General features: G+C 66.2%; 29 protein-coding genes. 13 read left to right on the forward strand and 16 right to left on the reverse strand.

Going from position 1 to position 22,057, the window contains the following annotated elements:
- The first annotated feature begins 361 nt into the window (after window positions 1–361).
- Both AB0H36_RS45440 and AB0H36_RS45445 read left to right on the forward strand, forming a co-directional pair.
- On the forward strand, window positions 362–787 hold the full coding sequence (locus AB0H36_RS45440) for a VOC family protein (RefSeq protein ID WP_360537954.1): 426 nt from the start codon (window positions 362–364) through the stop codon (window positions 785–787).
- A 246-nt stretch (window positions 788–1,033) separates the two neighbouring features.
- Window positions 1,034–1,438, forward strand: coding sequence for a VOC family protein (locus tag AB0H36_RS45445; RefSeq protein WP_360537956.1), 405 nt, complete (start codon window positions 1,034–1,036; stop codon window positions 1,436–1,438).
- Window positions 1,439–1,958: 520 nt separating this feature from the next.
- On the opposite strand, the gene AB0H36_RS45450 is transcribed toward AB0H36_RS45445, so the two are convergent.
- Window positions 1,959–2,702, reverse strand: a complete 744-nt coding sequence (locus tag AB0H36_RS45450; RefSeq protein ID WP_360537958.1) for a hypothetical protein — start codon at window positions 2,700–2,702, stop codon at window positions 1,959–1,961.
- Window positions 2,703–2,812: 110 nt separating this feature from the next.
- The gene (locus AB0H36_RS45455) at window positions 2,813–4,228 is read right to left on the reverse strand and encodes a hypothetical protein (protein ID WP_360537960.1); all 1,416 of its coding nucleotides are present in this window, start codon (window positions 4,226–4,228) and stop codon (window positions 2,813–2,815) included.
- A gap of 311 nt (window positions 4,229–4,539) precedes the next feature.
- On the opposite strand from AB0H36_RS45455, the gene AB0H36_RS45460 reads away from it, so the two are divergent.
- The gene (locus AB0H36_RS45460; protein ID WP_360537962.1) at window positions 4,540–5,052 is read left to right on the forward strand and encodes a DinB family protein; all 513 of its coding nucleotides are present in this window, start codon (window positions 4,540–4,542) and stop codon (window positions 5,050–5,052) included.
- 370 nt (window positions 5,053–5,422) lie between these two features.
- Here the strand turns inward: AB0H36_RS45460 and AB0H36_RS45465 are convergent, their stop codons facing one another.
- Window positions 5,423–5,902, reverse strand: a complete 480-nt coding sequence (locus tag AB0H36_RS45465; protein WP_360537964.1) for a hypothetical protein — start codon at window positions 5,900–5,902, stop codon at window positions 5,423–5,425.
- Window positions 5,903–6,687: 785 nt separating this feature from the next.
- Here AB0H36_RS45465 and AB0H36_RS45470 point away from each other — a divergent pair.
- Entirely contained in the window at window positions 6,688–6,924 is a 237-nt protein-coding gene (locus tag AB0H36_RS45470) for a hypothetical protein (RefSeq protein WP_360537966.1), read from the forward strand.
- Window positions 6,925–7,319: 395 nt separating this feature from the next.
- Entirely contained in the window at window positions 7,320–7,808 is a 489-nt protein-coding gene (locus tag AB0H36_RS45475; protein ID WP_360537968.1) for a GNAT family N-acetyltransferase, read from the forward strand.
- Window positions 7,809–8,407: 599 nt separating this feature from the next.
- Here AB0H36_RS45475 and AB0H36_RS45480 read toward each other — a convergent pair.
- The gene (locus tag AB0H36_RS45480; RefSeq protein WP_360537970.1) at window positions 8,408–8,767 is read right to left on the reverse strand and encodes a YciI family protein; all 360 of its coding nucleotides are present in this window, start codon (window positions 8,765–8,767) and stop codon (window positions 8,408–8,410) included.
- Window positions 8,768–8,945: 178 nt separating this feature from the next.
- Here AB0H36_RS45480 and AB0H36_RS45485 point away from each other — a divergent pair, with 178 nt between their 5' ends.
- On the forward strand, window positions 8,946–9,512 hold the full coding sequence (locus AB0H36_RS45485; RefSeq protein ID WP_360537972.1) for a GNAT family protein: 567 nt from the start codon (window positions 8,946–8,948) through the stop codon (window positions 9,510–9,512).
- A gap of 132 nt (window positions 9,513–9,644) precedes the next feature.
- On the opposite strand, the gene AB0H36_RS45490 is transcribed toward AB0H36_RS45485, so the two are convergent.
- The 5 genes from AB0H36_RS45490 to AB0H36_RS45510 all read right to left on the reverse strand — a co-directional run bounded on the left by AB0H36_RS45490 (window position 9,645) and on the right by AB0H36_RS45510 (window position 13,255).
- The gene (locus tag AB0H36_RS45490) at window positions 9,645–10,190 is read right to left on the reverse strand and encodes a DUF2231 domain-containing protein (protein ID WP_360537974.1); all 546 of its coding nucleotides are present in this window, start codon (window positions 10,188–10,190) and stop codon (window positions 9,645–9,647) included.
- A 274-nt stretch (window positions 10,191–10,464) separates the two neighbouring features.
- Window positions 10,465–11,127 carry a hypothetical protein gene (locus AB0H36_RS45495; protein ID WP_360537976.1) on the reverse strand — a complete coding sequence of 221 codons (663 nt, stop codon included), beginning with the start codon at window positions 11,125–11,127 and terminating at the stop codon, window positions 10,465–10,467.
- Entirely contained in the window at window positions 11,124–11,705 is a 582-nt protein-coding gene (locus AB0H36_RS45500; RefSeq protein WP_360537978.1) for a helix-turn-helix transcriptional regulator, read from the reverse strand. Before AB0H36_RS45500 ends, AB0H36_RS45495 begins: the two co-directional genes overlap by 4 nt.
- Window positions 11,706–11,785: 80 nt before the next feature.
- Window positions 11,786–12,010 (reverse strand): hypothetical protein, encoded by a 225-nt coding sequence (locus AB0H36_RS45505; protein ID WP_360537980.1) that lies wholly within the window; start codon window positions 12,008–12,010, stop codon window positions 11,786–11,788.
- Window positions 12,011–12,391: 381 nt separating this feature from the next.
- The gene (locus AB0H36_RS45510) at window positions 12,392–13,255 is read right to left on the reverse strand and encodes a hypothetical protein (RefSeq protein WP_360537982.1); all 864 of its coding nucleotides are present in this window, start codon (window positions 13,253–13,255) and stop codon (window positions 12,392–12,394) included.
- Between AB0H36_RS45510 and AB0H36_RS45515 the strand changes: the two genes are divergently transcribed.
- The gene (locus AB0H36_RS45515) at window positions 13,254–13,874 is read left to right on the forward strand and encodes a methyltransferase domain-containing protein (protein ID WP_360537984.1); all 621 of its coding nucleotides are present in this window, start codon (window positions 13,254–13,256) and stop codon (window positions 13,872–13,874) included. The two genes, AB0H36_RS45510 and AB0H36_RS45515, sit on opposite strands and share 2 nt — an antisense overlap.
- Window positions 13,875–13,920: 46 nt before the next feature.
- On the opposite strand, the gene AB0H36_RS45520 is transcribed toward AB0H36_RS45515, so the two are convergent.
- Window positions 13,921–14,400, reverse strand: coding sequence for a hypothetical protein (locus AB0H36_RS45520; protein WP_360537986.1), 480 nt, complete (start codon window positions 14,398–14,400; stop codon window positions 13,921–13,923).
- 423 nt (window positions 14,401–14,823) lie between these two features.
- On the opposite strand from AB0H36_RS45520, the gene AB0H36_RS45525 reads away from it, so the two are divergent.
- Window positions 14,824–15,522, forward strand: coding sequence for a hypothetical protein (locus AB0H36_RS45525; protein ID WP_360537988.1), 699 nt, complete (start codon window positions 14,824–14,826; stop codon window positions 15,520–15,522).
- 74 nt (window positions 15,523–15,596) lie between these two features.
- A complete protein-coding gene (locus AB0H36_RS45530; protein ID WP_360537990.1) occupies window positions 15,597–16,151 on the forward strand; it encodes a hypothetical protein in 555 nt (184 codons plus the stop codon).
- Here the strand turns inward: AB0H36_RS45530 and AB0H36_RS45535 are convergent.
- On the reverse strand, window positions 16,148–16,579 hold the full coding sequence (locus AB0H36_RS45535) for a VOC family protein (RefSeq protein WP_360537992.1): 432 nt from the start codon (window positions 16,577–16,579) through the stop codon (window positions 16,148–16,150). The two genes, AB0H36_RS45530 and AB0H36_RS45535, sit on opposite strands and share 4 nt — an antisense overlap.
- 42 nt (window positions 16,580–16,621) lie before the next feature.
- Here AB0H36_RS45535 and AB0H36_RS45540 point away from each other — a divergent pair, with 42 nt between their 5' ends.
- Complete coding sequence (locus tag AB0H36_RS45540) at window positions 16,622–16,897, forward strand: histidine phosphatase family protein (RefSeq protein ID WP_360537994.1); 276 nt, start codon at window positions 16,622–16,624, stop codon at window positions 16,895–16,897.
- A gap of 4 nt (window positions 16,898–16,901) precedes the next feature.
- Here the strand turns inward: AB0H36_RS45540 and AB0H36_RS45545 are convergent, their stop codons facing one another.
- Genes AB0H36_RS45545 through AB0H36_RS45555 form a run of 3 tightly spaced genes read right to left on the reverse strand, consistent with a single transcriptional unit; the run spans window position 16,902 to window position 19,145 of the window.
- Complete coding sequence (locus AB0H36_RS45545; RefSeq protein WP_360537996.1) at window positions 16,902–17,465, reverse strand: DinB family protein; 564 nt, start codon at window positions 17,463–17,465, stop codon at window positions 16,902–16,904.
- A 32-nt stretch (window positions 17,466–17,497) separates the two neighbouring features.
- Window positions 17,498–18,292, reverse strand: a complete 795-nt coding sequence (locus AB0H36_RS45550) for a class I SAM-dependent methyltransferase (protein WP_360537998.1) — start codon at window positions 18,290–18,292, stop codon at window positions 17,498–17,500.
- 4 nt (window positions 18,293–18,296) lie between these two features.
- Complete coding sequence (locus AB0H36_RS45555; protein WP_360538000.1) at window positions 18,297–19,145, reverse strand: alpha/beta hydrolase; 849 nt, start codon at window positions 19,143–19,145, stop codon at window positions 18,297–18,299.
- Window positions 19,146–19,411: 266 nt separating this feature from the next.
- Between AB0H36_RS45555 and AB0H36_RS45560 the strand changes: the two genes are divergently transcribed.
- Window positions 19,412–19,951, forward strand: a complete 540-nt coding sequence (locus tag AB0H36_RS45560; RefSeq protein WP_360538002.1) for a GNAT family N-acetyltransferase — start codon at window positions 19,412–19,414, stop codon at window positions 19,949–19,951.
- A gap of 58 nt (window positions 19,952–20,009) precedes the next feature.
- The gene (locus tag AB0H36_RS45565) at window positions 20,010–20,711 is read left to right on the forward strand and encodes a class I SAM-dependent methyltransferase (RefSeq protein WP_360538004.1); all 702 of its coding nucleotides are present in this window, start codon (window positions 20,010–20,012) and stop codon (window positions 20,709–20,711) included.
- A 3-nt stretch (window positions 20,712–20,714) separates the two neighbouring features.
- Here the strand turns inward: AB0H36_RS45565 and AB0H36_RS45570 are convergent, their stop codons facing one another.
- Together AB0H36_RS45570 and AB0H36_RS45575 are read right to left on the reverse strand one after the other, a co-directional pair.
- A complete protein-coding gene (locus tag AB0H36_RS45570) occupies window positions 20,715–21,182 on the reverse strand; it encodes a nitroreductase/quinone reductase family protein (RefSeq protein ID WP_360538005.1) in 468 nt (155 codons plus the stop codon).
- Window positions 21,179–21,421 carry a hypothetical protein gene (locus AB0H36_RS45575; RefSeq protein WP_360538007.1) on the reverse strand — a complete coding sequence of 81 codons (243 nt, stop codon included), beginning with the start codon at window positions 21,419–21,421 and terminating at the stop codon, window positions 21,179–21,181. Before AB0H36_RS45575 ends, AB0H36_RS45570 begins: the two co-directional genes overlap by 4 nt.
- A gap of 96 nt (window positions 21,422–21,517) precedes the next feature.
- On the opposite strand from AB0H36_RS45575, the gene AB0H36_RS45580 reads away from it, so the two are divergent.
- Window positions 21,518–21,946 (forward strand): MarR family transcriptional regulator, encoded by a 429-nt coding sequence (locus tag AB0H36_RS45580; RefSeq protein WP_360538009.1) that lies wholly within the window; start codon window positions 21,518–21,520, stop codon window positions 21,944–21,946.
- Window positions 21,947–22,057 lie beyond the last annotated feature (111 nt).

Consider the following 22,057-nt stretch of genomic DNA (forward strand, 5'->3'; position numbering starts at 1 on the left):
GGTGGGCGAGCCCATGCGGCCTGCCGGCCGAACCTCGCCCACCCCGCGCGGAGAACGGCTGGCACTTTTGATCGCAGACCCACCCGGCACCGTCCGAGCCCTGGCGTCCGACCGCCGGTTAGCCCCGTCCCCCTGGCCGCTCGATTGTCCGGCCACCACGACACACGTCAAGAGCGCTTCGCGACACTACGGATCGGCAAGCCGACTCTTGACATGTGCCGCGCTGGCCTGGGTTGGCAGCTATCAGGGGGACGGGGCAAATGTGGGCCGTCTAGCTAGTCAGCGGCTACTGCACCACGCGGGCCGGGTCGGGTTGCTCTCGGTGAGTGGCTGTTGCAGGCTGAAGCCTCGGAGGTGTGCGATGCGTTTCAATCAGACAATGCCTGTGGACGTATTGGTGCCGGTGCTGGCTTACCCGGATGTATCTGAGGCAGTCGAGTGGTTGACCGCCGCGTTCGGCTTTCGCTTACGCTGGCAGATTTCTGATCATCGAGCTCAGCTCGCTGTTGGACCGACGGCTGCGCTTGCGATCGTGCAGTCCGACGCGCCTCCTACCGGTGCGGACGAGGTCATGGTGCGAGTCGATGACGTAGATGCACATGCGGCAGTCAGCCGGGCTCATGGTGCAGAGATCACGCAGGATCCGACGACCCACGTCTATGGCGAGCGCCAATACGTTGCCCGTGACTACACCGGCCGGAGCTGGTGCTTCAGTGAGTCGGTTGAAGACCGCGCGCCGCGAGCCTGGGGCGCCGTCGAGGGGCCGAGCCTCCGGGCTGAGCCCTAACCCGGAGCACCGACAAACGCACGCTCCTACGGATCAGGGGCCGGAGCTGGGACAGCTTCGCGTGAGGCAGCTACGCCACACGGTGGACAGTCTGCGCCAGGCGATCGAGTCTGCGACAGCATCGGCGTTGCAGCCCAAGGTGATATTGGTTCGCGGGGCCGGAATGGGGACGAAGAGCATGTCAAGCAGATTGGCTTAGAGTCGAGCTAATTCGTTAACGACGGGAAACCCAAAGGAGTCGACGAGATGCAAGGGTCCGACGAAGAAGCGGCGGGGGTCCGATGGAACGCGGTATGCATCGATTGCGCGCCCGACGAGTACGACGCTGAGGTTGCCTTCTATCGCGACCTGCTCGGGACGGAGGTCGCCGAGCGCGAGCCGCGTTGGGCTGCCTTGCGAGACCCCCAAAGTGGAATGTGGCTCAACATCCAGGCCAATGATTGGTATGTGACTCCTGTGTGGCCAGAGGAGGTTCCCGCGCAGACGAAGATGATGCACTTCGAGATCCGAGTGAACGACGTCCAAGCCGCGGTCGCGCGTGCGGTGTCATTCGGTGCTCGTGAGGCTCGTCAGCAGCCGGCAGACCGAGTCCCGCGCAGGTTAAGGGTGATGCTGGATCCTGCGGGACATCCCTTCTGCCTCTGGAACTGATCCCGACCAGGTTGCACAGGAACTGCGCCTGGTCACTCGTGATTGCAGGGTCGAAGATGACCCCAGTCCGACCCCAACGAGCCCGAGCAAGATGCACGAGTTGGCACCACTGAGGTGAATCGTATGCACGGCGGCGCGGCGCACCTCTAGAGTTGCAGGCTCCTACGGATCAGAAGGTTGACGGTTCGAATCCCTCCGAGCGCGCCAAACCTGGTCGCCCCACGCGGCGCTACGCCCACTCCTACGTCGCGTGCTCGCCACCGCTCCCACCCACCCGGTCCACGCGCCTATCGCGCTTCATCCGACCGCCCCGTGGCTCCGCCAACTCGCAGTCAGTGAGCAGCCCGTGGAAGCCCCACGCGGCCGCCGACAACGCCTTTACGCATTCGCGTATCAAGGCATGTACCTCCGACAAGCGAGCGTCCCCGCATGCCGCATTCCGCGCCTGTCATGCCGGTGATGAGATGCGGCTGCTCGACACGCCTAGGGCACATATCGCGCCGGGTGCCGGACCGGGTTGTCAGGCCGGGCTGATCGCTGGGTTGAGGCGGAGCAGTCCCGCGGGGAGCGTATCGGCCCATTCGGCCATCTCGGCGGTGACGCGGAATGGTTCGGCCGTGGCGAACGGTTGAGCTTGCGCGTCTGCGCTGCCGGTGCCGCAGGTTTCCAGGCGCCACTCCCGCCAATGGGACAGCAGGACGTCGCGGACCTCGTCGAGTTGAGCGCGGGTGAACCGGCTGGGCACCACGCAGAGCTGATCTGGCAGGTGCGGGGATAACTGCCGGGTCACCGCGTCGACATCGGTGGCGGCGACGACGAGGACCTCCTGGTCCGCCGACGGCCGGAAGACCACCCCGTGGACCATCGCCCCGGACGATTCCAGGTCGCCGTAGTCCAGGTCCCAGGGCAGCGCGTCACGCCGCCAGCCGTCGGGCGGCGGCGGGCACGGTGGGTCCGTCCAATCCGCACTCGGCTCCCGAGCAGGGATGTCCGGTGACTGTTCCTCGACCTCGATGCTCTCGTCGCGCCATGTCCCGACCACCGAGACAAAGTCCGGGACTCGGTTCGCTGCGAAGTCGGTAGGTACTGCCTCGGCGTCGGCCCCGATCAGCCGGATCGACCGATCTGACTTCCAACCCGGTGGTTTGGAGATCAGAGCATCGACGCGGGCCAGGTCCAGCCAATCACCGTCCGGACCGGCGACGTACTGACCCCAGGTCCGGACTCGATCCCCGGCCTCGAACACCAAATCCCTGGCCGCCATGTACCCATGGTCCCTCGTCTCGCACCAGTTGGGTTCGGAACGACCCGAAGCCGCCAGGCCCGCGCCGCCTCTACTCGGCGCCACGTGACCGCAATTGCCGCGTAGCGTGGTCAGGCCTCTGAACGCTCCAGGGCCTGACGGTAGGACTCGAAGGCGATCGGGTCCTTCACCGGATCCGGACGGTTGGCTTCGTTCAGGGTTGCGGCGCGGGTGATCCCGCCAAAGACGCGATCAACGGCGAGCGCGGAGTCCTCGGCGGAAAGTGAGAACTCACGCGCGACCGCAGTCTCCAGTTCGAGCCCGGAGACTCCACGCGCACTGGTGGCGAGGGTGTAGTTGACGACGTCGGCCACGTCGCGGCCGGGCGGCAGGGCTACTGACATGTCGTCCGACCATACGAGCGCCTCGGCCGCCTTGGTCGCCTGATCGAGCGGCTTCGACGGTTTGATTCGAGACAGCCACATTCTGGCCTCGTCGTTGGGTAGTGGAGTGGCCTCGACACTCGCGCACAGGAGCGGGTACGCGCGGCCGGAGTCCCAGCCGCGTCGGTAGGGAGGCGGATCGAGAACGATGACGCGCACGCCATCGATCAGCGGGATCTCGTCAGGCCGGCCTTCGTTCCAGATCCAAGCTCCCACGCCGTCAACGAGGTTGAACTGGCCGGTGAGACCGCCTGCAGGGGCGAGGTCTCCAGAACCATCGGCGGCCGCGAGCATCGCGGCCGTCGGCGCGACGGGCACCGCCGAGGTGTCTCGGCGACGAAGGACGCCTCGCCGCGCGACCGGAAGCAGCGGGATGATGTGAGCCGCGAGAAGTGTGTGGAGTTGGAAATTGTCGGACACGCCCGAGATCGTGACGCGGAAGGCAGTGCCGGTGGAGCGGTGCAGCACGACCAGCGGCTCGTCGTCGAGAATGCGGAGCAGGCCCACCAGCCATGGAGCGAGGTCAGGAAGGTCGTCCTCCGCGACGATCGCTGCTGCCGTTAGCCGCTCCCGCTGCGGCAGCGCACGCCGGACGTCGGCACGCTGGCCGAGGAACAGGATGGGTTGCACCCACGACTCGGCATACATCCACGAGCGAGCGACGGCGCCTGGGTCGTCGATCCGGGAGGCTGCTGCTGCGACGAACCGCTCGTACTCGCGATCACCGCACTCCGCTCGCTCTGGGACTGGCCCGACAAGCTCCTCGTAGAGTGCCACGAACCGCCGCGTGCCTTCCAGCGCGCGGCACGCGTGCTCAACCAGCGTGTCCAGAACCGGCGTGGCATCCCCGTCCATGCCGATCAGGGAACCGAGGTACTGCGCGAGCGGTCCGCCCAGGGACTCCGGCGCGTCGGTGAGTACGGGTGCGAGCAATGTGACCGCTGTGTCGAGGTCTTGCCGTGATGCCTCCTGGAACCTGTCCGCGAGGCGCTGTCCGGCCGCGAAGAACGCTTCCGGGTCCTCACCTCGCGCTGCCGCGGCGATGTCCTTGACGATGGTGTGCAATGCGTCTGGGAAAGCCACCGCGCGAGCGTACAGGCCCACGCGTCAAAGTGGCGCTGCTCTCACGACCAGACCGCAGGTGACTGCCGCGCACGCCGAGCACCATCACGCCGCCGACGGAGGACAGTAATCCCCGAGGTTCGTGATCCGACAACTGATCCGCTCTCTGCCGAAGTTTGGCTCTATGGATCAAGGGCGCGGGCGTCGTCCGAAGTCCTGACGTCTGACTGTGGGTAGCCCGTGCGGGTGCAGCGCGATCCTCCGTTGGGGGCGGGCCGATCGCGTGGATCTCCGCAGTTGCCTGGGACTCGTAGTCCTCTGCCCTGGTCGTACGTCGATCGTATTGTTGGCGCATGGTATTTGAGTCGCCCGTGGAGCGGGCAGTGCCGAATCGTCTGGCTGACGAGCGCGACGCGCTGGCACAGCAGCTCGACTTCCACCGCGCCACCCTGCTTCACAAGCTGGAAGGACTCGATGGAGAGCAGCTGAGCCGGCCGATGACGCCGTCTGGGCTCAGCCTGCTGGGGTTGGTGAAACACCTAGCCGAGACGGAGCATGGCTGGTTCCTCAAGATCTACGGAGGCTTGCGCGAGCCAGATCTGTTCTCGACCGACGGTGACCCAGATGCGGAGTTTCGCGTCGGTCCGGATGAGACGGCTGACGCCCTAGTCCGGCAATACCTACTGACCTGCGAGCGGGCCCGGGCCGTCGTGGCCGCCGGCGGGCTCGACGACGTGGTCACGACGCCGTCGGGAGCGGAGGCCAACTTGCGGGCAATCTTGGTCCATATGGTCCAGGAAACCGCGCGGCACAATGGTCACGCCGACATCATCCGAGAGGCGATCGACGGCGCAACAGGCCATTGAAGCCCGGTCAGAACTGGGTCCTTACATCGGCGCCGGCTCGACAGGTCATCCGCGGGTTCAATCGGTCGAGCCCACGCTCAGCGATTTGTCGCTGAGCCACGCAGAAGGCTCGCAACAGCCTTTGCAAGGCAGTACTGCGTGACCCCGGTCCAACCCAACGACAGCGCACCGCTGAGCACGTTCCTGCCACTCGCGCTACAGCCCGCCCAGTGCAGTCCGAGTACTGCGACCGACCGCGGGCTAGCCCTGTCCCTCTGGCCTCTCGATCGTACGGCCGCCACGACACGCATCAAGACACCCGGCGGTCGTCGGATCGCAAGTTGCGGCGGCCGAGCAAGTCCGGTCGTTTGTGCCGGTGCGGTTCGGCTGCTTATAGGTCGACTGCGCGGATGTACGCGAGGGGATGCGCGGGATCGAACGTGTCCACGACCAAGGTTCGGCTGCTGCCGGCTGCTGTCTGATCCTCCACCATCAACGCCCGTCGGAACGACTCCGGCCCTGGGCACGTATCCGACGCCGGTAGTTCCTGCTGGGCGACAGTTTGTGGCGCGGCAAATCGGCTTGCGGCGAGGAACGTTCGTAGGCCTGCGGGCGTGGTCCGGAACGAGATTTGCAGCGTGTGCTCGTCGAACATCGGATGCACATCCGAGCGGAAGCTCAGTTCCGCCACATCGGGCGGCAGTTCGACGTCGAAGGCTGCGGTGATGACTTGGAGTTCGACGTTGCTGCCCGGGCATGCGCGCGGATCAGCGATGTCGGGTGCTCGCTCGGACATCGGAAAAGCCAGCGTGAGGGCGATAACGGAGACGACGAGTGCCGCGACCCCGCCGATGACGAACCAGCCGGTCACAGCCCGAACCCGTCTCATGGATCGATAAGAGTAGCGGCGACAGCAACCGATGCGCTGATCATTGTGCGCGGGAGGGCGCCACCTTCTGGCTCCGGTGATGATTCGGGTCTTCGCGCGGCGCAAAAGGGCTTCGCGACTCTGCCCGTCTGCCTGTCGGCAGCCCTTGACACCGCCGCTGCGACCCGTGGGTCGGCGGCCATCCAATGCTGGCTCAGGCCGCAGTCCTGCGGCCGATTGGCTCGTTGGTCCAGGCGATGTTTCTCGGTAGGGCTGGCAGTGGGCCAGACAATGGTGGAGTTGCCCGACGATCTTGCTGGCGACACGCCGAAGCGCTGCCTCGTGGGTGTCGCCCGCCGCGCGGCGGCTGCGCCTCGGAACCGAGCCGTCTCCGCAATCGGCGACCCAACTCCGCGCATCGACGAGGACGTTGGCGCATCGTGACTGTCGAGCAGACCAGGATCGACGGACCGCCCAACCATCCTCGCGATACGCACCGAGGCGAGCGAGTGGCTCGCCAAGCGCGGCATCAACCAATGGACCGGCGCCTGGTCGAACCCTGAGTTGGGGATGTTGCTGACGCGCCGCGGCGCGGTTGACCTCTGCAATCATTGGGCCGCGTGAGGACTCACGGCTGGCCATATCCCTTTCGGCGACGACCATGGGATGAGATCGACGCATTCCTTGGGGACATGGCAGATCGCCATGGGGAGTTCCGACATATGTCAGACATAGTCAAGAGTGTCCTCGTCTCGGATCAGACCGGGGCTTTGGCGGCGTGCACGTCGATGCACGACCTGATCGTGGTACCGACGCCGATCCCTGAGCCGCCGTACGGCGTGGTTGCGGTGCGCGCCCCAGGCTCGATCCATCAGCCGGCCAGAGGATTCGTGCGCATCGAGCACCTCTCTACGACCGGCCACGACGATGTCATCGACAAGCCGGTAGTTGACGCGGTTCCGCTGTTTTGGCGATTCATGATCGAGAAGTTCGGTGTTGATCCTGGTCGCGAACCAACGCACTGACGTGCCGCAGACAGGACCGGAGAGCATGCCGCTTGTCGGCCAATTGTTCCCAGCAGCGGCCCACTCGATGGCTACGCCCGCTGGAACGTCACGTCGACGACTGGTGCCCCCGTGGATCGGGCACTGGGTCGATCTCAACAAGGCGATTGGACTCGGCGCTGTCCTCGGACGAACGCGAGGTCCGAGCGGCTGATCCCACAGGTAACCTGTCGGTGTGGCACTGGGACGGGGCAAGACGGAGCATGACGGCGCTCGGAACATGTCGCGCAAGCACGGCCACTGGGGCACCACCGAAGAGGCCAAAGAATGGGCGTCACGGGCTCGGCGGCGCGACGAGAAGCGCGAACTTGATCAGGCTCGCCACGAGATGACCGAGACACCTGGTGGTGGTGAAGATGACGGCAGTCGTACTCGATCTGGCGGTGAGAGATCTGGCTGACGCCGATTTGGGCGCGTGTGGGTTTGCTGGCAGTGAATTGCACGTGAGGCAGGTTGCCAAGCAACTCGAGCGAGCGCGCCGCGGGGAGGTCGACTACCTTGCCGTCTGTACGAAGAACGACCTGCCCGTGGCCATCGGCGCGGTCGACTACCTGCCGCATCCCGGTGCTGGTTCGTTGACTCAGCTATCCGTGCACCCGGCGTTGCAGTCCTGCGGGATCGGGACGGTGCTCATTGGGGCTGCTGAGCAGCGGATCTTGGCCCGAGGTCTTGATCGGGCCGAGCTTGGTGTCGAGCTGAGTAACCCGCGAGCCCGTGCCCTCTACGAGCGGCTGGGCTACGTAGCGTACGACGAGGTACTCGAATCTTGGGACCAGCAAAACCCTGATGGCTCGATCACGCGGTACGAGGCGACATGCGCTCAGATGCGGAAGGAACTGAGCTAGGGCAACTACACCGCCGCACGCGTCCGCTACGCCAGCTCGTACGTCGCCCGTTCGCCAGCTGTCCGGGCACAATGAGCTATGAGCGGCGATTGGCGCCACACCCCGGCTGGCATCGCCGCGTACTTCGCCATTGGCGTCGTCTCGGCCGGCGTGGCCATCGCCACGGATGCCGGTCTCAGCCCGATCGTACGGTCGCTGTCTCTGCTGCCCGTCCTGGCAGTTGTCGTGATGGCACTGATTTGGTCATGGCGGGTCTTTCGAAGTCGAGGCCGCCGAGTCGCGCGGCGGGACACGCGCACACGCAGGCCTGGCATCCGACCGCCAGCTACACCCATCCCGCTGGCCGCTCGATCATCCGGCCACCAAGGCGTTGATGGAGCTTCCGGACTGCCACCATCCCTGAGAGCCGAATCCATCCATCGGGCCGGAAGGGACCACTCGGTGCGAGGCGTGCTTCCCGGACGATGCCGGCGTACGCATTGCAGGTGAGGCGGCATCGGGGGCCGATCGAACGGCGAAGGGGCCGCGACCTCACCGTGGGCCGGGAGTCGCTCACGATGAGGTCGTGGTCAGGCGTCAGGCGGTCTTGGGGAAGTGCATCACTTGCGCTGAGGTTGGGGCTTGAAGCGGCGGATCTCGTGCGGCCAGCCGCAGGCCTCTGCGACCTTGGCTGCCCAGACCTTGGCGGTTTCGTCATCGGGCACGTCCACCACGGCGAAGCCGCCCAGGTACTCCTTGGTCTCGACGTACGGTCCGTCAGTGACCAGTACGTCGCCACCGGTGGGGTCGGCGCTGTAGACCGGGCCGTCTTCCTCCTCCAGTCCCCCGGCGAAGACGTAGACGCCGGCTGCCTTCATCTCGTCCACGACCGCCCTGGCGAGCGGCCCACGCCCGCCGAACCACTCCTCGGTGTGGTCACCCACCCACTGCTGGTTGAAGTAGATGAGGTACTCGGGCATGTGTGCTCCTTCGGCTCGGGCGGACCCGCTGTCCGCCTCCACGTACGCTACGAACGGCGTACGGCGAATCCGACAGCCGATCGGATACCAATCCTCGCCCGCTCGATCCCCACGCACGCGGCCTCAGGCCGCCACCCACGTCGCGCAGTCGCCCCTCATGGGAGGCAACATTGCACCCATGTCTCTGCCTGCTCCCACGCTGCACACCGATCGCCTGCGGCTGCGGCCGTTCGACGACGCGGATGCCGACGTCCTCTTTGCGATGCACAGCAGTGCCTACGTACTCCGCTATTGGGACTCGCCACCCTGGAGCGAGCGTGGGCGCGCCGAGCGGTTCATAGCGGTATGCCGGCAGATGGCAGCGGAAGGGACCGGGGCGCGGCTGGCCGTGGACCGTGTTTCCGACGGGGCGTTCATCGGCTGGTGCAGTCTGAACCAGTGGAACCCCGACTACCGCAGCGCGTCGATGGGCTACTGCTACGGCGATGCGGCATGGGGCCACGGGTACGCGACGGAGGCCGCGCGCGCCGTGCTGCAGTGGGCGTTCGACACGCTGGACCTGAACCGAGTCCAGGCCGAGGCGGACACGCGCAACGCGGCCTCCGCCCGCGTGCTGGAGAAGCTCGGCTTCGTCCGCGAAGGAACGCTGCGCGAGGACTGCATCGTCAACGGCGAGGTATCGGACTCCTGGGTGTACGGCCTTCTCAGACGTGACTGGTCGTCCGCGCCTGCTCCCACCGCCTGAGGCATCCTCGCCTAGCCAGTCGACGCAGGAGAAGACCGCCAACCCGTCGAACGGCATGGAGACCGCCGCTGCGCCGGCACGGAAGCGGTTATCGTCCTTAGCGACTCTCTCCGCACCCCACACCAGTCCCCACTAGTTGCGCTCCGCCCTGGGAGGTCGGCGGGCTGTTCCGCGGTGCAGGGCTAGGTGGCCGCCGAGGAAGCCCGCACCTGCGATGACCAGGTTCCCGGCGACGGCAAGCTTTGTGCCGAGCCGGTGCTTGCCGCGCACGCGCGCGACGAGCGAGCCGGCGAACAGGAAGATTGCGGCGTCCGCGCCGAGCCCGTGGACCGTACCGATCCTGCGTTCGGCGCCTGACAGTTCCGCCCAGTCGGCGGCGCCTGCGAGAGCCGTCGGCACCGACGCCAGCAGGCCGAAGCCGGCGAGGAGCGCCGCCCCGCGACGCGACTCGGACCCACCGGCGAGGTCGAGAAGAGACGTGCCGAGCCAGCACCCGGCGGTCACGTCGGTAAGCGAGGGATGCAACGAATGCCCGAGTACGTCGGTATGCAGCGGGCTGCGTCGTACCCGCTCGGCCAGCGGCCCGTACGCCAACTCCTGAGCGCGGGTGAGCCGCTCCGAAAGCGCGCTTTCGCCGACCGCGCGGACTGCGCGTTGCGGCAAGGACCTTGACCCCACACCCTCAAGATACGCTCGCGTCCGTCACCCCTGGAAGCGCTGGCCGACGCTTGTCGACTACGCCCGTGACAGAAGCCCGGATCTGCCGAGGCCGTGCCTTCGCACGCTCACATTCCGCCCGCACAGCAGGAAGCAGGTGCCTGGTCGCGATGCGCCTCGCAGTCCACAGTCTCCAAACGCGCGGCGCTGAGCGCCGACCCCGCATGCGCGGAGTCGGTCAGCAGCATCGCGCGGACGTGCGACCACCTCCGCGTCGACGAGATCGTCGTTCCGGCTAGCTGCGCTCGCGGGAGGTCTGGCGGGGATGACGACGTACGGCTGAAGGTTGAGCACCGTCGGTTGGTACCGCGCGTTTCGAGTCGGACTGGTGACTTGCCAACAGTCGCTCGGCCCGGACTGACAGCAGTTGTATCTCGCGGTCGACGTCCTTGCCGTCGAGGATGAACTCGAGCGAATCTTCGTCGGTGTAGTAGGTGTAGATCAGCCTGCCGAGTTCGTCAGCAGATGCCTTCTCCATTCCGAGACGCCTGGCGAGCGCGACGATGTCGCCGGCGTCCTTGCGACGCTGGGCAACCAACTTGGTGGCCAACAGGAACTCGTCGGTGGCGTAGGTGATGTGCAGACCGGGCGTGTCACTGCGCCGCAACGCACCTTCCGGGAGTGGCGGCATCCACGGGCTGGCTCGGGTGTTCAGCCAGTCCTCGGGGAGCTTTAGTTGGCTTGCCATCGCACGAGATTCGTCGACCACGACCTCGTCGCGCGTGATCGCATCGATGCCCTCCGTACGGCGGGGGTTGTCACCCGAGGTCACTGCAATCGCAGCACCTCCGACGACGAAGACCGATGCAGCGATGCCACGCGTTCTCAGCCGTTTGTCGAGCTCGGAGAGAAGATCGATGATCTCGGCGGCCGAGAATTCGTTGCGCGCGTCGCTCATGCGGTCACCAGGTCGCGGGCAGGGACGAAGATGTTCGCCTCGGCCAAGTAGGCCGGGGTTTGCTCGATGATCTCGGCGCGCTCGAGGAACGGATGCTCGGGGATCCAGGGGTCCAGGAGAGCCTTGTTTTTGGTCCACTCGGGTGGATCTTCGCCGGCTGTCTCGAATTCGTGCGCGGTCAGGACGGCGAGCAGCGCATCGAAGCCCGCCTGACCAGTCGGTCCCGGTGCTGCCTCCCAAGCGGCTTCGGAACCATCGTGACGGTCCAACAGCAAGCGCAGGTGGTCGCGGCCTTGGAGCAGCATCCGCCACGCCCAATCCTCGTCACTCGCCTCGCGGATTGCCGTCGCGGTCGCCGGGGCAGTCATGATCCGATACTCACGCGCTGCCTGGAGAGCACGAGCGATCCGACCGGCCCGCATCAAGAACTGCGCTGTCGGCTTTGTCTTGCCAGACCGGTAGGTCGAGAAGCGCGAAGCAGATGTCCCGAGGGCCGTAGCGAACGCAGCCTGAGACAGCCCGCTCTCGGCGAGGGCGCGGTTGAGCAGTTCAATGACTGCCTGACTGTCTTTGTCCATCCCGGCACTCCTAGACCTTATCTGATCAGATAATAGCCCGACGACCTTCACCAAGCCAAAGTCACGAGGTCGGGGGCGGGCTAAGGATCAGTCGTGGCGGCCTCGGCCAGACGGAATGCGCAAGTCCGACAGTCCCCGGCTCCGTCGCCCCAGAACGGACGCCGCACGATGGCAACCTCGTCCTCAGAGATGCCGCAGAGCGTTCCGCCGGAGTCACCGATGCCGTGCTGAACACCCTCGAAAGACTCGTCTTCGGCAAGGTACGCCGCCGCGGTCCACGGACCGTCCGGGTCGTTGAAAATCACACCCGCACCGTAACCCTCAGGCGACTCGGGACCACCCGGGCTCATCTGCGCAAACAGCAAGGAACGGCCGGCCTACTCGCTATGGAGACATCGTCAACTCGAGTGGCTTCTGACCGGACCACCACGTGAGTGGCGAGCTCTTCATCGACCTCGATCCGATCCTTGGATCGACGCAACCACATGCGCCACGTATCGACCCCAACGTGCATTCCTGCGGCACGGTCCCGCTGCGGTCCGACACCGCAAGCGGTCGAGCTATCCGGCCCGGCCGCCCGCGGCCTCACAACCAGCATCGGCGGCGGCCTTCTGACCGTCATCGACGACATCTCCACCAAACGGTCGGGCTGCCTGACGACGATCGCCGTGACGGAGCGGATTGGGTCAGAGTCCGGATGGATGGGGTGAGAGCCAATCGGTGTGGCGGTCGCGGATGGCGTCTCGGGTGGGGGTGTCTGGGAGGATCACGTCCGCGCCGCCGTCGTACGGGCAGAACAGCCAGGTCAGGTCTGGGTCGGCGACGATGACGCGAGCTTGGTTGTCGGCGGCAGCGGTCAGCAGCGCATCCGATTGAGAGTCGGTCAGTCCTGTGCGCACCCACAGGTAGGAGAAGCCGACGTCTGGGTCGTCGCCCTCGACTCGTCGCCATGGCCACGCACCGGGTACGTGCTTCTTGGACCAGCCCGTTGCCAGATCTTGTGATCCGCAGTCCTCAGCGATGACTACGAGATGTTCGAGGGTGCCGCCGCCCGGCAACTCTGCCAGGACCGTGCGATGTCGCCGGACGATCTCGGCGTACTCCTCGGCAGAATCGGCATAGCGCTTCGACTCCGGCAGGCTGTGAAACCGGATCCAGCGTTCGCAATAGGGTCCTCGCAGCCGATGGCCGATCGGGTCGGCGTCGGGCCAATTGCGCTTCCAAGCCTCTGTCATCGCACGGCAGCGATCACTGTCCTCCGGTACGTCGAACTCGCCGGTCAGACCTCTGCGCTTCCGCCACCACCTGAATGCCACGTCGGAAGCGTAGAGCCATGGGTGCGCGATTCGTTGGTACGGCGAGGCGCCGATAACCGGTTGCCCGTCGTACGCGCTGCCGACACACTCCGGGCTCATGGATGATGACGAGCTTGCTGTGTTGCTGAGGAACGAGCGGTACCCGCGGTCTGCCAAATATTCGGCTCGGTGGATGGTTGACGGGGTGATGGGACCGAATGCGGTGTGGCAAGCGGAGGCGTTGAGCGATGTCATGACGCTCGAGGCCGGGATGCGGGTTCTCGACATGGGATGTGGCACTGCGCTGAGCTCGATCTTTCTGGCCAAGGAATTCGGTGTCGAGGTGTGGGCGACTGATTTGTGGATCAAGCCCGACGAGAACCTGCAACGTATTGCCGAGGCTGACGTGTTGGACCAGGTTCACCCGATCCATGCCGAGGCCCATGCGCTGCCCTTCGCCGAGGGATTCTTCGACGTGCTCTTCAGCATCGGCGCCTACCACTACTTCGGCACCGACGACCTCTATCTCGGCTACTATTCGCGCTTCGTGAAACCCGGTGGTCAGCTCGGCATGGTTCAGCCCGGTCTTGCCGAGGAGTGCGAGACGCTTCCCCCGCCGGGCCTCGAGCCGTACTGGAAATGGGACTTCTGCGCGTGGCACAGCCCGGCCTGGTGGCGCCGGCACTGGGAGAAGACCGGCCTCGTCACCGTCGAGGTCGCCGATCGGCTGCCCGAAGGATGGCGAGATTGGCTCCAGTGGAACGAGGCCTGCGACCGCGACAGCAGCGCACCCCAATGGGAAGCCCAAATGCTCCGTACCGACGCCGGCAAAACCCTCGGCTTCACGAGACTAGTAGCCCACCGCAACAACTAGCCACCACGCAGCCCCGACGCCGGCCCGTTGCCCACCCTGCGCTGCATCAAGCGAACTCGGCGCGCACGGCCGCACGCATTTGTTCGACGACGGCTGACTTCCGCCTCAGTGTCGTTTCACGGTCGAGTTCCTCGAGGAGAAGAGTGAGCGTGCGCTCGATCGGGCTCTGGTCGTCCCAGGCCGGGAGTCGGTCCATGAACGGCCCGTAGAAGTTGGCTATCGACAGGTCCCAGAAGCCGAAGGCCCGGAGCAGGAAATCCCACTCAGCGGTTGTATCGGATGGGTCTGGGACAGGCATGCCGAGAGTTTCGAACATCGTCAGGACGACCGGACCCGCGTCGCGCCAGGTCTCGTTCGGGCTGAGTGCTGCCACATCGACAACTGCCTCTGGGGCCAGATCGGCTGAAATGAGGTCACAAGCGAGGTCGATGGCCTGCGCGGTCGCAGTGGCCTGACTGCCGACGACAACTTCGACGGCGAGGCGACCTAGCCGCGACTGGAACGGCTCAGGCAGTAGCTCGGTCATTGGCGAAGACTATGTCGCGAAGCGCACGCCTAGACCTCCCGAGGGGGTCGGCAAGCCGGAGCCGCGCTCGGTCTTTGGTACGGCGGTGGGGCGGATACTCGGGGCATGGCGGGGAATGCAACAGATCGCCACGCGTGGCGCGTCTTACCGGGTATGAGGGCAATTGGCCGCCGGGTGAGAGATCGTGCGTACCTGGGGCCTGCCGTGCTTCTGGTTGGTCTTGCGCTTGCGGCGTGTGGGACCGAAGCAGCGCCAGCGCCGGCGGGAGGAGCAGGTAGTGCAACGCCTGTCGCCGAGATGCCAGCGCCGGATCCGAAGCTGGTTCCGGTTGCGCCTGGGAGTCCGGCGTTCGTCGAGCGGGCGGGTGTCGTGGCGGAGGTTGTCAGGGCTGCGGGCATCCCGAAGGCTCCTGAGGGAATCTTCTTGTACTCAACCAGGACGCCCGGGCTCGCGTTCGACACGACCGAGCAGAAGGTGGCCTGGCTCGCTGGGCACGTGACCGTCGCGCCTGGCGTTCGGCTCGGATCAGGCGGCACGTCCAGCATCGAGTTCGCGGACGGATCGAGCCGTCCGGTCAGCCTGCTCGACGCCCGTCCTGCACTGACCGCGGCGATCGGAGACACTTACGACAACTGCAAGCACATGAAAGCCGCGCCCTGCAGTCTCACGATCACAAGTGCTTCCCTGCGGACCGCCGAGGTGACGACGAGCAAGGGTACGGCGACCGTGCCCGCCTGGTCCTTTACCGCGAAAGGTCTGTCCAGATCGATCGTCGCCGTCGCAGTCCCTGAGGACGTGCTCAAACCCGTGATCGAACCCGCTCCACCGGCCGGTCTCCCCGAGCTGCCACCTGGTTTCCTCCAGGTCCAGAGCCTCACTCGGATCGACGGCAGCAGGCTCACCTTCACCTTCTTTCACGGAGCCTGCGACCGCGACCTTCGAGCTCACGTCCTGGAGTACGACGACATGGTGATCGTCGGTGGAACCCACGGCAATCCGCCGGCCGGCGTTGCCTGCCGAGCGATCGGCGTGTCGACGCCAGCAGTCGTCACCCTGACCAAGCCCCTCGGAGACCGAGCAGTCATCAGCGCCTCCACAGGCACCAGGCTCACTCCGCGGTAGCGCCCCAGTCAGGGCGGCAAACGGTCGGACGGGGTTGGGGCGGCCGGGGTGATTTCGGTAGTAGGTTGTGCGGCGTGGGGGAGTCGATGGTCGTGCTGGGGGCGAGGATGTGGCGCGGGCTGCTGGGGGCGGTTGCGCTTTCGCTGATCGTCGTACTGACTGGGTGTTCGTCGCCGGGTGGAGGAGATGCTGTGGAGGAGCCGCCTGCGCGGTTCGGGATCGTGCCTGATGACTATCACGTGCCGTACGCCGGGTCCGCCGAGGATGGGCGGAAGTTCTTTCTGAGCGACGAGCTGTTCGATCAGGCTTCGGGGTACGTCGGGTTGTATTTGTGGAAGGCCGACGGGACATTCGACGAGGTGCGGGTCGACAAGGTGGCGCGTGCTGCCGGGCTTCCTCCCGGGCAGGCGGGTTCGGCCGGTGCGGACGAGCTCGTCGCTGCCAGGCTCGCCGAGCTCGGCAAGTACGTGCTGGAGCCGATCGAGGTCGAGCCGTTCACCAAGGAGGTCGAGGGCGTGACCTTCGGCTGGGTGGTTGACAAGTTCGAAGGCGACTACTCCATCCACATCGAGCCCGGCGACTTCATCGCCTACTACGCCCCCTGGGACGGCCTCGGCTACGACACCTAGGTCAGCTCGTTGCGCGCGAATCCCAGCTCGTTGCCGTCCGGGTCGGCGATGGTGAACTTCCGCGTTCCGTACGGCGTGTCGAACAGTGGCTCGACCACCACGGCCAGGTCCTTCACCTTGTCCCACAAGGCATCCGGGTCGTCGACGGTGAAGTTGAACCGCCCGCCTCGCCCCTCGGCCACCATAACTGCGAACGTCGCACCGGACTGTGTCACGAAGTGCGCGTAGTTCGGCGCATCAGGTGGCCAGTAGGCCTCCACCTCGAAGCCGAGAACCTTCGCGTACCACTCGACGGCTGCGTCGAGGTCGGCCACGTTCGCGCGAACATGGTCAAGTCGAGTCCCACCCATCCCCGCAGCCTGCCACAGATCCCGCCGTCGTACGGCGAACGCGTCGACGGGCGCGGGGTGGGGTATCAATGCGGGCATGCCCAGAGTGATTCTTGTTCGTCATGGTGAGCCGGGGTTTGGTTGCCGGACTCGACGTTGTCGTGGCGGTCGCTGAGCGACGTACAGGCTCTCAGCAGTGACTTCGAGGCATGCGGGGGCGAGTGGCCGGCTGGAGAGACTCGGCTGTGGGAGCCGCTGTCCGCCGTACGCGAGCGGGCGATCAAAGCGCTACGCAGACAGGCCGCGGGGCACTCCGAGCCGTTCATCGCGGTCTGCCACGCCGGGGTGATCCGGGCGCTGACCGGTCACTTCTCCACCGACTTCTGCGGCATCCGAGTCCTCGAAGACTTGCCCTGACAGATCATTCGGACGCGGCTCTCGCGGCCGCTTCGACTTGGGTACGACGTTGCTCCCAGAAAGCAGCGTCTCGGTGCTGGGCGGCGTCAACGGTGCCGTCGAGCTGTTCGCGCAGGATGTCGGCGTGGCCGGCGTGCCGGCTGGTTTCGGTCAGGCGGTGGACCATGACGTTGAACAGCTTGACGTTGGGCCGCGGCCACCAGGGGACGTGGCCGGGAGCGTCGATGGAAAGGGCATCGATCGTCGCGTCCGCGTGATCCCAGACTCGGCGGTAGCGATCGATGATCTCCGCGCGGGTCTCATGCTCGGTGGCCCACATGTCAGTGCCGCGCTGAGACTCGTCGTCCCATCGAGGCAGGGGCTCGGGAAACGGCCGGCCGAAGACCTCCCCGAGGTACCTCGCCTCCGAGGTCGCCAGATGCTTCACCAGCCCCAGCAGGTTGGTCCCGGTGCCGGTCAGCGGCCGCCGTACGTCGTACTCGGAAAGCCCCTCGAGCTTCGCCACCACCGCCTCCCGAACCCACCGAAGCTCGTCCTGCAGATACGCCTTCGCAAAGTCATCAATCACAACCGCGACCCTGCCAGCAACCCGCAGCAGCCTCAACCAAGTCCTGCCGTCGGCTGCGGTTTGGTTGCCTTGAGGGCGTAGTAGGCGGGGAGCTTTGCGGCGACCTCGCCCAGGCCGGGGTAGATGTCGGGGGAGGCGGCCTCGAAGAAGGTGTTCAGGTGGAGGCCGGCCGTGGTCAGGGCCGTGATGACGTCGCTGGTTGGCCAGACAAACGCGGAGAACGGCGGGGGCTCGGACTGGCCGCGCGCTCCGAAGGGGCGTTTGGCGTCGTCGGTGTCAGCACGCGGTACGGCCCGGCCGAAGTAGTCACCGGCTATGGCCAGGTGGTTGTCCCCGCGTACGGCGAGGACCTCCCAGATCGGATGGTGCTCGCAGATCAGGACCGACCCACCGGGGCGGAGACGCTCGGCCACGATCCGCGCGAACTCGTTCAGGTCCGGGACCCAGCAGATGGCGCCCCAGCTCAGATAGATGAGGTCGAGGTCGACCAGGTCCGCCGGGAGATCGAACATGTCCGCTTGGCGGAAGTCTGCAGCGATCCCGGCCGCGGCGGCCTTCCGTTCGGCCATGTCGATGGCGACGTCCGAGATGTCGACTCCGGTTGCGTCGGCTCCGAGGCTGGCCCAGGACAGGACCTGATCACCGCAGGAGCAGGCGAGTTGCAGAACACGTTTGTCTCGTACGTCGCCGGCGAGCTCCTTCTCGAAGTCCTCCAGCGCGAGCCCGCCGTTCTCGAAGAACTCGGCGGGCTCCCCGTGGCGCACCGGAGCGATGGCGTTCCAGCTTGCGCGGTTGGCCTCCGTGATGTGTCGGAGCGGGGATGTCATGTGGTCACGGTAGTGAGGTGTGGTTCAGGAGGGCTTTGGTGATTGTTGGCCAGGTGGGGCGGGGTAGGCCTTGGCCGGTGTCGGGGAGGGTCAGGAGGGTGGCGGACGGGATTTCGTTGGCTAGCGCTTCGCCGTTTCCGTGGGGGAAGAACGGGTCCTCGTCGCCGTGGATGACCAGGGTCGGGGCGGTGATCTTGGGGAGGCGGTTGCGCCAGCGGGGGCGGCAGTTGATGGCGGCGAACACGGTGCCGAGGTGGCTGGCGCGTTGGGCTTCCACCGTACGGCGGGATCGGTCGAAGACCTTGCCGGCAGTGGTACGGGCGTCCTGTTCGTCGAATCCGGCTGAGCCGGCGAGCAGCGATGCCGAGCCGGTCATGTAGTCGATCACGCTGTCGCGGTCGGTCCAATCGGGCTGCCGGCGGCCGAAGAGTTGCTTCATCACCTCCGGGTCGTGGTCGGGCAGGTCGCGGTCGATCCGGCCGGGCGCGACCGGCCGCGTGGAGATGAGAGTCAGCGAGGCGACCTGGTCGGGGTGGTCGAGCGCGAGCAGCTGCGCGATGAACCCGCCGACGCCCATCCCGACCACGTGCGTACGCCCGAGCTCCAGCGCCACCAGCAGCTCGGACGCATCCGTCACCAGGTCGCGCAGGTTGTAGACGGGCGCGTCCGGGTCGACGTACGTCGACTGGCCGGCGTCACGCAGGTCGTAGCGGACCACATGGCGCCCGGCGAGCGTCGTACACAGCTCGTCCGGCCAGCTCTCGACGGTGACACCGATCAGCAACACCGGCGGATCCGCCGGGTCCCCGGACGTCTCCACCCACAGCTCGACTCCATTGACCTCAACCAGCATCTCGACTCCTCTCGGAACTCGTCACACAGTTCCGACGAACGGGATCCCGGGATCCAGACACTCACCGGTCTCGAGCGGGAGCAAACCGCCGCGACGGCACCGTGCCACCACCGCGAAACCGTCACCCGCCTGCCCTCGTCCGCCACGCTCCCCATTCTTTCCACCACTCTCCGTCGCGAACCACAGCGCCATGCCGACCACGAAATGGACAACCGATCGGTGCGGAAGTTCCTTCGATAGGTTTTCGGTGAGACGGAGGAGTGCAGATGCCGGTGGAGTTTCGGGCGGCGAGCGCCGAGGACGCCGACCAGGTGGCGTGGCTGCATGCGGACAGCTGGCGGCGGCACTATCGGGGCGCGTACGCCGACTCGTTTCTCGACGGGGACGTTGAGAGCGAGCGGCGGGCGGTGTGGTCGGGGCGGCTGGCTGCACCGGACAGGACTGCCACGGTTCTTGCCGAGGACGACGGGCAGTTGGTCGGATTCGTGCATGTGATGTTCGATCACGACCCGCGGTGGGGCAGTCTTGTCGACAATCTGCATGTCTACAACACGAATCGTCGTACCGGCGTAGGCACGCAGCTGATGACCCGCGCTGCGCAGGCTGTCGTCGACCAGGCGAACGGCAACGCGATGTACCTGTGGGTGCTGCAGCAGAACACCAGCGCGCAGAACTTCTACGTCGCCCGCGGCGGCATCCAGGTGGAGGCGGCAACGGTCCCACCACCTGGCGGAGACCCCACTCGACTCAACGGCAGCCCCAAGTGCCTACGCATGAGCTGGCCGGACGCGTCTCAACTACGTTAACTGAGAGCAGACGCGCGGGCGCGTGTTCGGCCACAGGTCCGTCGATAGTGTCGACAACATGACGACAGTCGCGCGGTACGACGATGTTGCCGACTACTACGCCTCCGGCTGGACGGACGACCTCACCGATCCCGTCACGACCGCGCTCTTCGACCTCCTGGGCGAAGTCGACGGCAAACGAGTGCTGGATGTTGCCTGCGGCCACGGCCGGATCAGCCGGGGCCTCGCGCGTCAAGGCGGATCCGTGGTCGGTGTCGACGTCTCGCCCGCGATGCTCGCCAAGGCTCGTGAGCTCGAGGAGCAGGAGCCGCTCGGCATCCAGTACCTCCAGGCGGACGCCTCCGACCCGCAACTCCTGCAGGGCGAGGAGTACGACGCCGCCGTCTGCAGCATGGCACTCGCCGACATCGACAACCTGGCCGGCGCCTTGGCGAACGTCCGCCGACTGCTGCGCCCAGGCGGCACCTTCGCCTTCGCGATCCTGCATCCCTGTTTCCCAGGGGTAGAAGGCGTTTCCGGCGCCTGGCCGTCCAACGGCACCTACTACGACGAGCGCTACTGGCAGGCCGACGGCATCCTCTCGACGCTACGCCAGCAGGTCGGCGCCAACCACCGCACGCTCTCCACCTACCTCAACACCCTCCAAGCCCACGGCTTCACCCTCACTCGAACCGCCGAACCCGCACCCGCCATCGCCCCCACCTCCCCCAAGCACGAGATGAACCGCTTCCCCGCCTTCCTCGTCGCGGCCTTCCAGTAGGCGTCACGCGGCCCGGCGACGCAGGCGGATGACCGGCAGCTCGCGGTCGGTCTTCTCCTGGTACTGCGCGAATCGAGGAGCGGCCGCGGTGATCCCGCGCCAGGCTTCCTTGCGGTCGGCGCCATGGAGCTCCTCCGCGACGACGGCGACCTTGGTGCCGGCCATCTCGATGGTGACGTCGGCGGGGTGCGCGGCGAGGTTGTAGTACCAGGCCGGATTCTTCGGCCCGCCCGCCGCGGACGCGACAATGAGCCAACTGTCGTCGTCACCGGTCGGGAACCAACCGACCGGGTTGGTGCGGACAGCACCGCTCTTGGCCCCGACAGTTGTCAGCACCAGTGCGTTGAATCCCATGAACTTGCCGCCCTTGGTGCGGATCCGTCGGGCGGCCCGCTCGTTCATCCACTTCATCAGGCGGCCGGCCTTGGGCTGGCGGGCTCCTCGGGTGCCGTTGCGGGTCGTGAAGCTCATGGCGTCTCCCTTCGGTTCAATGTGGGGTAGTCGGTGTAGGTCTGCGGTGCCGTCCTCGACCAGCGCGAGCCCTCGGCATGTACGGCGTCTGTCACCCGACGCCATGCCTCGACCTGCTCGGCCGAGTGCACACCCGGCGTGTCCGGGTAGCCCTGACCGACCACCGACGGCTGGGTGCCCTCGGTGATGATCCGGCCGCCGATCCGGACCGGATCGAAGGCGGACACCGTCGATCTCATAGGGTCACTCCATTGTTGAGTCAGTCAATCATTAGCTCCACCATACATCAATGCGTGACTGACTCAACTATTGAGTCGGTTGAGTACCATGCCGTCATGGGGAATCGGGAGACGCGCGTGGAAGAGGCGCACCGGCTGTCGCAGATGTTCATCGACATCTCGGCGAAGTCGAAGTCGGACTTCGCCGACGTCGTCGGGTCGCTCGGGCTGCCGGTGCATCTGGCGCGCGCCGTACTGATGCTGACCGAGCCGGCGCCGATGCGTGACCTGGCCGAGCGGCTGACGTGCGATCGGTCGTACATCACCAACCTCGCCGACCAACTCGAGGAGCGCGGCCTGGTCTGCCGCGTTCCCGGCAGCGACCGCCGGGTCAAGCTGCTTCAGCTCACGCCGGCCGGTGTGGACCTTCGGGACGAGATCTCCGCGACCGTCGCCGAGCGCGCTCTGGTGCTACGCCGGCTCACACCGGCCGAGCGCAAGACCCTCTCGCCACTCCTGGAGAAGCTCCTCCGCGACGACGACTGACTGCAGACGCGCTCGGCCTAAACCTGGATCCACCGATGGACTGGGGTGAGTTGGCTGGGGTGAGCGTGCCGTAACGCGAGAATGCCCTTGCGTGCTGGGAGATTGGGACTT

This window comes from Kribbella sp. NPDC050820, assembly GCF_040653975.1.
Classification (GTDB): Bacteria; Actinomycetota; Actinomycetes; order Propionibacteriales; family Kribbellaceae; genus Kribbella.